At 63.1% G+C, this 10,548-nt stretch carries 6 protein-coding genes and 1 pseudogene; 3 read left to right on the top strand and 4 right to left on the bottom strand.

The window, feature by feature from the left end:
* From BGN91_RS08155 to BGN91_RS08145, 3 genes are all read right to left on the bottom strand, one after another.
* Positions 1-2,211: xanthine dehydrogenase family protein molybdopterin-binding subunit (locus BGN91_RS08155; RefSeq protein ID WP_292612130.1), on the bottom strand; the 2,211-nt coding region annotated here is incomplete at its 3' end.
* A 79-nt stretch (positions 2,212-2,290) separates the two neighbouring features.
* A complete protein-coding gene (locus BGN91_RS08150) occupies positions 2,291-2,776 on the bottom strand; it encodes a (2Fe-2S)-binding protein (protein ID WP_292612128.1) in 486 nt (161 codons plus the stop codon).
* 267 nt (positions 2,777-3,043) lie between these two features.
* Positions 3,044-3,343 carry an HU family DNA-binding protein gene (locus BGN91_RS08145; RefSeq protein WP_292612135.1) on the bottom strand — a complete coding sequence of 100 codons (300 nt, stop codon included), beginning with the start codon at positions 3,341-3,343 and terminating at the stop codon, positions 3,044-3,046.
* Between the two features lie 188 nt (positions 3,344-3,531).
* Between BGN91_RS08145 and BGN91_RS08140 the strand changes: the two genes are divergently transcribed.
* The 3 genes and pseudogenes from BGN91_RS08140 (at position 3,532) to BGN91_RS08130 (ending at position 7,901) form a co-directional block, all read left to right on the top strand.
* Positions 3,532-3,888, top strand: coding sequence for a VanZ family protein (locus tag BGN91_RS08140; RefSeq protein ID WP_292612126.1), 357 nt, complete (start codon positions 3,532-3,534; stop codon positions 3,886-3,888).
* A gap of 133 nt (positions 3,889-4,021) precedes the next feature.
* Positions 4,022-5,404, top strand: coding sequence for a cation diffusion facilitator family transporter (locus BGN91_RS08135; RefSeq protein WP_292612124.1), 1,383 nt, complete (start codon positions 4,022-4,024; stop codon positions 5,402-5,404).
* A gap of 207 nt (positions 5,405-5,611) precedes the next feature.
* A pseudogene (locus tag BGN91_RS08130) lies at positions 5,612-7,901 on the top strand (ATP-binding protein).
* 223 nt (positions 7,902-8,124) lie between these two features.
* Here the strand turns inward: BGN91_RS08130 and BGN91_RS08125 are convergent.
* Positions 8,125-10,548, bottom strand: a 2,424-nt coding sequence (locus tag BGN91_RS08125; protein WP_292612122.1) for a bifunctional [glutamine synthetase] adenylyltransferase/[glutamine synthetase]-adenylyl-L-tyrosine phosphorylase, incomplete at its 5' end; no start/stop codon positions are given.

Below are 10,548 nucleotides of genomic sequence, written 5' to 3'. Positions count from 1 at the left end.
CTTCACGCCGAGCGGATTGCCCGGGCACTCCGTCATGGTGTGCTGGATTTTGAAGGACGGCAGGTCCTCGGCGCGCGGCATTGCATAGTCCATGAACGAGGCGGTGAGCAACTGGCCGTTCTCGTCATAGACCGCGTGCTCCAGCAGCGCCTGACCGATGCCCTGCGCGAGACCGCCATGGACCTGCCCTTCGACAATCATCGGATTGATGAGGCGGCCGAAGTCATCCGCCGCGACGAAGTTGACGAATGTCGTCTTGCCCGTGCCGGCGTCGACCTCGACCTCGCAGATGTAGGCGCCCGCCGGAAACGTGAAGTTGGTCGGGTCGTAGAACGCGCTCTCCTTCAGCCCCGGCTCCATGCCGTCGGGCAGGTTGTGCGCGGTGTAGGCAGCGAGCGCCACCATCGGCAGTGCGATGGTCTTGTCGGTGCCGGCAACCTTGAACTGTCCCTCCTCGATGACGATGTCGTTTTCCGAGGCCTCGAGCTGATGCGCGACGATCCTCTTCGCCTTGGCCTCGACCTTCTCCATCGCCTTGACGATGGCCGACAGGCCCACGGCAGCCGAGCGCGAGCCGTAGGTGCCCATGCCGAACTGCACCTTGTCGGTGTCGCCATGCACGATCTGGACCTGATCGATCGAAATTCCGAGCCGGCCGGCGACCACTTGCGCGAATGCCGTCTCGTGTCCCTGGCCGTGGCTGTGCGATCCGGTCAAAACTTCTATGGTCCCGACCGGATTGACCCGCACCTCCGCGGATTCCCACAAGCCGACGCCGGCTCCGAGGCTGCCGACGGCCTTTGACGGCGCGATGCCGCAGGCTTCGATATAGCAGGACACGCCGATGCCGCGCAGCCTGCCCTCGCTCTTTGCCTTGGCCTTGCGCGCTGCGAATCCGGCATAGTCGATCGCCTTCATGGCGGCATCGAGCGACGCATGAAAGTCGCCCGTGTCGTAAGCCATGATGACCGGCGTCTGATGCGGAAATTGGGTGATGAAGTTCTTGCGCCGCAGTTCGGTCGGATCGACCTTGAGCTGGCGCGCCGCGGTTTCCATCAGCCGCTCCACCACGTAGCTCGCCTCGGGCCGGCCCGCGCCGCGATAGGCGTCCACCGGCGCGGTATTTGTATAGACGCTGATCACCTCGGCGAAGATGTTGGGGATGTTATACTGGCCCGACAGCAGCGTGGCGTAGAGATAGGTCGGCACCGAGGAGGAGAACAGCGACATGTAGGCGCCGAGATTGGCATGGGTCTTGACGCGCAATCCCGTGATCCTGTGGTCCTTATCGAACGCCATCTCGGCCCTGGTCAGATGATCGCGGCCGTGCGCGTCGGTCAGGAATGACTCGGTGCGGTCGGCGGTCCATTTCACCGGGCGGCCGGTTTTCTTCGCGGCCCACAGCGCCACCATCTCCTCGGGGTAGATGAAGATTTTCGAGCCGAACCCGCCGCCGACGTCGGGGGCAATCACGCGCAGCTTGTGCTCCTGGGCGATGTTGTAGAACGCCGAGAGCACGAGCCGCGCCACATGCGGATTCTGCGAGGTCGTGTAGAGCGTGAAGTGCTCCTCCGCCGGATCATACTCCGCAATCGCAGCGCGAGGCTCGATCGCATTGGGAGCCAGACGATTGTTGGTGATGTCGAGTGAAACCACATTCGCGGCCGCCTTGAACGCCGCATCGGTCGCAGCTTCGTCGCCGAGCGTCCAATCGAATATCACGTTGCCCGGCGCCTCCGGATGAAGCTGCGGCGCGCCGTCCACGACCGCCTCGCGCATATCGACGACGGCGGGAAGCTCTTCGTATGTCACCACAACCGCTTCGGCCGCATCGCGCGCCTGGTTGCGCGTCTCGGCGATGACAACGGCAACGGCCTGCCCGACGAAGCGCACGGTCTCCGGCGCCATTGCGGGCCACACCCCCATCTTCATCGCTGAGCCGTCCTTGGAGTGGATCATCCAGCCGCAGATCAGGTTGCCGATCTTGTCGTCGACGAGCTCCCTGCCGGTCAGGACGGCAACCACCCCCGGCATCGCAAGCGCCGGCGCGATGTCGATCGCGGTCACCTTGGCGTGGGCGTGGGGGCTGCGCACGAACGCCGCATAGGTCATGCCATGCAGGCGGATATCATCGACGTAGCGGCCCCTGCCGGTGATGAAGCGTTTGTCTTCCTTGCGCAGCGCGCGGGCGCCGATTCCCTCGATTCCCATCATTCGCTCCCTTCGGAGTGATGCCGCGCCTCTTCCATCGAATACGGCGCGACCGGAGTTTCCTGAGCGGCCTGCGGGGTTATTCCGCGGCCTGCGCCGTCGTCATCCGGCCGGCGGCATCGAGCACCGATTTGACGATGTTGTGATAGCCGGTGCAGCGGCAGATGTTGCCTTCCAGCTCCTGGCGCAGGATGTCCTCGGTCAGCCCCGCGCCGTGGCGGCGCACGATGTCGATCGAAGCCATGATCATGCCGGGCGTGCAGAAACCGCACTGGAGCCCGTGATTGTCGCGGAACGCCGCCTGCATCGGATGCAGTTCGTCGCCATTGGCGATGCCTTCGATAGTCGTGATGCTTGTGCCGTTGGCCTGCCCGACCAGAACCGTGCATGACTTGACCGCACGGCCGTCGACATGAACGGTGCATGCGCCGCATTGGCTGGTATCGCAGCCGACATGCGTGCCGGTCAGTCCCAGATGATCGCGCAGGAGGTGAACGAGAAGCGTCCGGTCTTCAACGTCAGCCGAAACCGGCTTGCCATTGACCGTCAATTTAATCGCAGCCACGGGAGCCTCCCAGGCGATTTTCTCATTGGTCAAATAGAACTACGGCCCGCGAACTTTGTAACTCCGATTTTCGTCCTATGTCCTTTTGCACAATGTATGATTGGTCTGCACCTGATGCAGGGTGCGCTCGCCCTGCACGGGAATGTGATGTCGTGGTGTCTGCGGGCAAATCCGCCACGCCAGCCAGCCGCCGCCGGAGACCCGCTGCCGGCGAACAGCAACCGGACCGTGACCGCCAAAAAACAAGGGCCCCGAAGGGCCCCTGCATCACACCGCGTCTTTCGCAGCCTTGACCGGCCGCGCCCTGACAATCTTTCGGGCCGGCTTCGCCTTGAAGGTCATGGGCTCGCCGGTGAACGGGTTGGTGCCCTTGCGTGCCTTGGTCGCCGGCTTCTTGATGACCACGAACTTGGCAAAGCCCGGCAGCAGGAAGGTGCCGGTTTTCTTGAGTTCCTTGTAGCCTGTGGTCGCAAGCGCCTCGAGAACGCCCTTTACATCCTTTTTCGATAATCCGGCCTGAGCCGAGACTTTCTCAACGAGCTGCGATTTCGTCATCTGGGTTGCCATCATCGATCCTGTCTGTTGATTCGGCCGGGAAAACAATATTTCGAAATCCAGCCAAAAAAACACACCTTATGTGATTTATAACAGCTTACTTCGAGCTGCCCTTCGCCGCATCTGACCGTCCTTCCGGTACAAATCCGAGCGACGCCGGTCCTCGCCCCCTTTGCGGCAAATCGTGCTATGCGCTGGCGATGAGGAATCTCTTCCGCATGGGCGCCTTCGCCCTGATCGCGGCGGTCGTGTTCGCGACGCTGGGACCGCCGCGCTATCGCCCGCACTCCTCGCTCGGGCAGGACGGTGAACACGCCCTCGCCTTCGTTCTGGTTGGCCTGGCCGTCGGCCTTGCCTTTCCGCACCGGCATCTGCTTGTCGCGGCCATATCCGTCATGCTGATCGGTCTGCTCGAGATCATGCAACTATGGGCGCCCGGCCGCCATGCGCGGCTGGAGGATTTTCTGGTCGATGCCATGGCCGCGTGTGCGGGTCTCGCGGTCGCTGCCGCTAGCGGCTGGTTTGCAGCACGATGGAATGGATCACGATCCCAATGAGCGTCAGCGGACCACGCGGCATTGGCATCTGAAATCGGAACAATTCGCAATAACGGACCAAGCCGCGAATGAGTGGCGGTTGCGCGATCGTGCGCGCTTTTATCCTGGGTGGCGGACTGCTAAACCTCCGCGGATGCCGGGTTTCGCCTCCAATTCCAAAACAAGGGTTGCCGCGATTTCGATAGTCGCCAGCGCCACCATGGCGGCGGCCAAGTTCGTGGTCGGCGTGGCGATCGGAAGTCTGGCGCTGATTTCCGAGGCATTGCACAGTTCGGTCGATCTCGTCGCCACGATCGCAACCTGGATCGTGGTGCGGATTTCCGACCGGCCCGCCGATGACGAGCATCACTATGGTCACGGCAAGATCGAAAGCCTTTCGGCTCTTGGCGTCATCGCCATTCTCTACGTTCTTGCCGGCGGCATCGTGGTACAGGCCTACGCCCACTTGCGCGAGGGCGTACCGCCGCCGACGCTCTCCGCCATTCCGTTTATCGTGCTGATGGTCGACATTGTCGTCAATTTCTGGCGCGCCCGCGCGCTACACCGGACTGCGCTTGATACCCGCAGTCAGGCGCTGGAGGCCGACGCCTTGCACTTTGCGTCCGACGTCCTCGGATCGGTCGCCGTCATCATCGGGCTTGGGCTGTCCGGACTGGGCTATGCATGGGGCGATGCGGCGGCTGCGATCGGCGTCGCCGTTCTGATATCCGTGCTGGGTTTGCGGCTCGGACGCGCCACCGTGGAAACCCTGCTGGATCGCGCGCCGGAAGGCGCCGCCGAGCGGGCCGGCGTCGCGATCAGGACGTTGCCGGGCGTCATCGATATCGAGCGTTTGCGGGTCCGAATGGTCGGTCCCCGGCACTTTGTCGACGTAACCGCCAAAGTGCCGCGAACCTATCCGATCGACCGCATCGACGCCATCAAGCAGCAGGCGCAGGACGCCGTGTCCGCCGCTCTCGGCGATGCCGATCTGACGTTCACCGCGATACCGGTTGCGCACGACAACGAAAGCGTCCGCGAGCGCATCATGGTCATCGCCCACAATTTGGGGCTCGCGATTCACCACGTCACCGTACACGATCTCGGAGAAAAACTGACGGTCAGCATCGACCTCGAGGTCGACGGCGACATGGCGCTGGTGGACGCCCATGCGATCGCGCACCGGCTGGAGCATGACATCCGCCACGCATTCGGCGCGGAGGTCGAGGTGGACACGCACATCGAACCGCTGGAGCCGGAGCTTCCGCTCGGGGCGGATGCCGCCCCTGCGCGGGTCGACGTCATTGGCAAGGCCCTGTCGGGTTTCGCCACGGGCAGCGCGATCCATGACATTCACAACGTACGCGTCCGGAACACCGAGGCAGGCGAGATCGTCAACTTCCATTGCCGCGCCGCGCCCTCGATGAGCGTCACCCGGGTGCATGACCAGGTCGACGAGATCGAACGCGCATTGCGCCGCGCCTTTCCGAGCGTCAAACGCGTCATCAGTCACGCGGAGCCGCCGCGCGGAAGCTGATCGCCGTCGCAGAGCCACGTTCTTGTTTCGGACTCACAAGATGGCCTCGGAGACTTTAGAAATCTCCGTTGGACAAAATTTATTTCGCATTAACGAATCGTTGACTCTCGACAGCACCGAAAAAGTGGATTCAAATCGTTGCGATTCGGAGGGGCGGGGCTGCTCTTACGGATCGGAAGTCTAGAAATTCTCACGGGGGCCTAAGGCATGGCGCGCGCTCAGGCGGCGAGCGCTTGCGCTCAATCCGATTCGATCAAGGGATTGGCGCAATCGATCGCAAAACCTGCCTACCGCAGGCTGTTGGTCGCCGAACCCGTGCTTCGCCGCGCCGTCCCCGCGCTGATCATCGCTTTCCTGGTTACGATATGTATCGGCGCGCTGGTGCAGGTCATCGATCAGACCCGGCAAAAGCAGGCAATGACAAAACACGATCTGCTGGCGCTCGCCGATCTGCTGGCCGAGCGGCTTGAGCATGTCGGCGTGATCCGCCAGGATCGTCCCGCCTCCGTCGAACGCCTCCAGAATCGGCCGCCATATCATCGTCACCGGCGCCGATCAGCGTGTTCTCGCGCGAGTCCCGCTCGAGGTGGCGCCTGGCGAGACCAGCCGAATCCTTGAACTCGTCAGCGTCGCACAGTCGCCCGCGTTGCGCGGCACCTCGCCTGCGAGCGTCACCGATATCGTCCTTCTCGATGGCAGCAGCGCATTCGCGACCCAGCGCGTCGTCAGATCGTTGCTGGGCCAGGTCACCGTCATCCAGGAAAAGACCGTTTCAATTTGGCGCCCGGATACGGCGCTGTCGATCACGCTGTCGGCCACGACCGGATTCGTGGTCCTGATCCTGGGGTTTGCCTTTCACTGGCAGTCCACCCGCGCACGCGAGGGCGATCTTATCAACGATGCCGTTCGCGGCCGAATCGATACCGCACTCAACCGCGGCCGATGCGGCCTCTGGGACTGGGATCTGTCGCGCGGGCGGATCTTCTGGTCGCAATCGATGTTCACCATGCTCGGCCTGGAAAGCCGCAGCGACCTGCTCACCTTCGGCGAGGTCAGTTCGCTGGTCAATTCCGACGACATCGACCTGTTTGAGATCGCGGACCAGCTCATCGCGGGAAAGATCGGCCATATCGACCAGAGCTTCCGGATGCAGCACAGCGACGGACACTGGATCTGGCTGCGCGTGCGTTGCGAGCTCGGTCAAGGCGCCGCCGGCAGAGGCGCTCACCTGATCGGCATTGCCGTCGACATCACCGAACAGAGGAGCCTCGCCGAGAAAACCGTCGAAGCCGACCTGCGGCTGCGGGACGCGATCGAAACCATCCCGGAGGCTTTTGTGCTATGGGACGCCGAGGATCGCCTGGTGCTTTGCAATTCCCACTTCCAGCGCCTGCACAAACTTCCCGACAGCGCGGTCGCTCCCGGCACGGCCTACGAGACCGTGATCGAGGTCGGCCGCATGCACGAGATCAGGGCACGACAGCCCGAGGCCGGCACGGCCAATCCCGGCGCGCGGACATTCGAAGCGCAACTGGATAACGGCAATTGGCTTCACATCAGCGAGCGCCGCACCAAGGACGGCGGCTATGTGTCGGTCGGTACCGACATCACCCGGATCAAGGAGCACGAGCAGAAACTCGTGGAAAACGACCTCCGGCTGCGGGCGACCGTCATCGATCTCAAACGCACGCAGGCGACGCTCGAGCAACAGGCGATCGAACTCGCTGACCTCGCGCGGAAATACGCGGAGGAGAAAGATCGCGCCGAGGACGCCAACCGGGCGAAATCGAAATTCCTGGCCAACATGAGTCACGAACTGCGAACGCCGCTCAATGCGATCATCGGATTTTCCGAGATCATGAGCAGCGGCATCTTCGGAACGCTCGGCTCGACGAAATACAGCGAATACTGCCATGACATTCTGACCAGCGGTCAGTATCTGCTCGAAGTCATCAACGACGTCCTGGATATGTCCAAGATCGAGGCCGGCCGCATGACGCTCGACATGGAGCCGCTCGATCTCACCAGGACGCTGGAAGAATCGCTGCGGGTCGTTACGGGCCGCACCAATGACAGGAGCCTGACCTTCGACGTCGGAGCCGACAATGACATTTCCATCATTGCCGACCGTCGCGCGGTCAAACAAATCATGGTCAATCTGCTGTCCAATGCGGTGAAGTTCACGCCGGACGGCGGACGAGTCATGGTGCGGAGCCAAGTGCTCGAGAATTCCATCGCCCTGACGATTGCCGACACCGGCATCGGCATCGCATCACACGCGTTAGGCAGACTCGGCCAACCGTTCGAGCAGGTCGAGAGCCAGTTGACCAAGACCCATGCGGGATCGGGACTTGGGCTGGCGATCGCCAAGTCGCTGGTCAACCTGCACGGCGGGTCGATGCGGCTTCGTTCGAAACCTGGAACGGGGACTGTGGTCCGCATCACCCTGCCCCGTCACGGCTGCCGGGAGCGACCGGCGGCGAGCGTCGCGGCTTAGAGCATGATCCCGAAAAGTGGAAACCGGTTTTCGGAAAAGATCATGCTCCAACAAAAGGACAAGCGACGAGTCTGATTCAACTCAGTTGAAACAGACTCTAGAGCGTTTTCGTGTGAAGCATGTCCTCGGGCTTGATCCGAAGGTGGGTGCCGTTCGCGTCAAGAAAACGCGTCAAACGAAATCATAGAGCCCTGCTTCTGATTCCATCAGAGAGGGAAAGGCTCTAGGTCCCGCCTTCCATCAGTCTGAGAAACACGCCGCGCACATCCGCCTGGGTGTCGCGGACGCGTGCTTCGAGCGCTGAAAAGTCGGGAGCATCTCCGGCCCGTGCCATCACCGGCAGCAAATCGTCGCCCGCCGTTTCGGGCTTGAATTTGTCGCTGACGCAGAGCCGCAGGATTTGCGTGAGATCGTGATAGAGCCGCGCGGCGGGCCGCAGGATTTCCGCATCCGGCAACGACAGGACACCCAGCCGCTGCGCGTTGTCGAGCGCCTGCTGGGTGTTGACGCTGAGAATGTCCGGTTTGTCCGCCGCGTGGACGAGTTGAAGATACTGCGCGATGAAATCGATATCGACCATGCCGCCAGCGGCGTGTTTCAGGTCCCAGATGTCCTGCTCGCCTTTTTCCAGCGCGATCGCGCGGCGCATTTCCGCGACATCGCTGGCGATCAGCCTGGCATCGCGCCGCCGCGTCAGAATGGTCCGGATGACGCGTTCGATCTGGGCGCAAAACGCCGGCGACGACGAGATCACCCGCGCGCGCGTGAGCGCCATGTGCTCCCAGGTCCAGGCTTCGTGCTCCTGATAGTCGGCGAACGAGTCGATATGCGACGCGACGGGACCGGCACGCCCGGAAGGCCGCAGCCGCATGTCCACCTCATAGAGAACGCCGTAGTTGGTCCGCGTGGTGAACGCGCTGATGAGGCGCTGGGTGAAGCGCGCGAAATATTGCGCGCCCTGCAGCGGCCGCGCGCCGTCGGAGTCGGGATGCTCGGAATCAAAGTCATACAGCAGGATCAGGTCGAGATCGGACGACGCTGTCATCTCGCGGCTGCCGAGCTTGCCCATCGCCACGATCGCGGTCTCCTGTCCCGCGATGCGGCCGTACTGACCGGCGAATTGATCCTTCACCAAACCATGCACGGTATCGACGATGCCTTCGGCCACGTCGGCGAACACCTGCCCCGCCTGTCGCGCTGACACGGTGCCGGACAGGATGCGCGTGCCGATCAGGAACAGGCTTTCCTGGCCGAACAGCCGCATCCGGTCGAGAAATTCTTCGTAGGAACTGGCGTCCTCGAGCGTGGCCGCCAGCCGCGCCGACAGTTCCTTCCGGTCGGGCATCGCGCCGAAGAAACGCGGGTCGATCAGCCCGTCCATGATCTGGGGCCGCCGCGCCAGCATGTCGGCGAGCCGCGGCGCCGCGCCGAGCACCAGCGCGACCAGCGCGACGAGATCCCTGTTCTGGCTGAGCAGCGAGATCAGCCGGCCACCGCGCTGAAGCGCCTGCAGGAAACGATCGAACGCCATCACGGCGCTGTCCGGCTCCTCGGCGCGCGCCAGGCCGTCGATCAGCGTGGGCACGAACGCCTCGAAGGCGGTGCGTGTCGCCTCGACCTTGAGGACCCGGTATCCACCGGCCATCCATTGCTGGATGGTGCCGGCGACCATTCTCGGCTGCCTGAAGCCGAGTTTCGACAGATGATCGAGAAGCCGCGGATCCTCGGGGCCGGAGCTGTAGTCCACCGACGGCAATTTCGCGGTGCCCGCCGGATCGCCCTCGAACAGCCTGCTGTAGTGCCCCTGCACACAATTCAGGTGCACGAGCAATTCGGCGGCAAAAGCCGCTCGGTCGTCAAACCCGAGAAAACGCGCGAAACGCTCCATCGCCTCGACGTCGGCAGGCAACGTGTGGGTCTGCTCGTCGGCGATCATCTGGACCCGATGCTCGACCTTGCGCAAAAACAGATAGGCGGCGGTCAGTTCGTCCCGCGCCTGTTCCGTGATCCAGTTGCTCGAGGCAAGAATGTCCAGCGCCTCCAGCGTCGGACGCACCCGCAATTCGGGATGCCGTCCGCCGGCGATCAACTGCTGGGTCTGTGCGAAGAACTCGATCTCGCGGATGCCGCCGCGACCGATCTTGACGTTGTGGCCTTCGACCGCGATCTCGCTCTGCCCGCGAAAGGTCTGCATCTGCCGCTTCATGTCGTGCACGTCGGCAAGAGCTGCGAAATCGAGATGCTTGCGCCAGACGAAGGGCGAAATCTCCGCGATCATGGTCTCGCCCGCTTTCGGATCGCCGGCGCAGGGTCGCGCCTTGATCATCGCGGCGCGCTCCCAGGTGCGCCCTTCGCGCTCGTAATAATCGAGCGCGGCGGCGGTCGAGACGGCGACCTGCGTCGAGGCGGGATCCGGCCGCAAGCGCAGGTCGACCCGAAAGACGTAGCCGTCGCCGGTCCTCTGTTGGAGCATGCGCGCCAGCCCTTGCGTAAGGCGCACGAAGAACGGCTGCGGCTCGATCCCCGGCGCAAGCGTCGGCGCCACGAGATCGAAAAACACGATCAGGTCGATATCGCTGGAATAGTTGAGTTCGCCCGCTCCCATCTTGCCCATTGCGAGCACCACGAGGCCGCTGCCTTCCTCGGG

Origin of the sequence: Nitrobacter sp. 62-13, assembly GCF_001896955.1 — a bacterium.
Classification (GTDB): domain Bacteria; phylum Pseudomonadota; class Alphaproteobacteria; order Rhizobiales; family Xanthobacteraceae; genus Nitrobacter.
Note: the sequence above shows the minus strand (reverse complement) of the source record. Positions and strands in the feature narration are given on the sequence as shown.

Coding starts and splice junctions, on each gene's coding strand:
- BGN91_RS08135 (WP_292612124.1), top strand. CDS start 4,022: ATGCCGGGTTTCGCCTCCAATTCCAAAACAAGGGTTGCCGCGATTTCG.
- BGN91_RS08145 (WP_292612135.1), bottom strand. CDS start 3,343: ATGGCAACCCAGATGACGAAATCGCAGCTCGTTGAGAAAGTCTCGGCT.
- BGN91_RS08140 (WP_292612126.1), top strand. CDS start 3,532: ATGAGGAATCTCTTCCGCATGGGCGCCTTCGCCCTGATCGCGGCGGTC.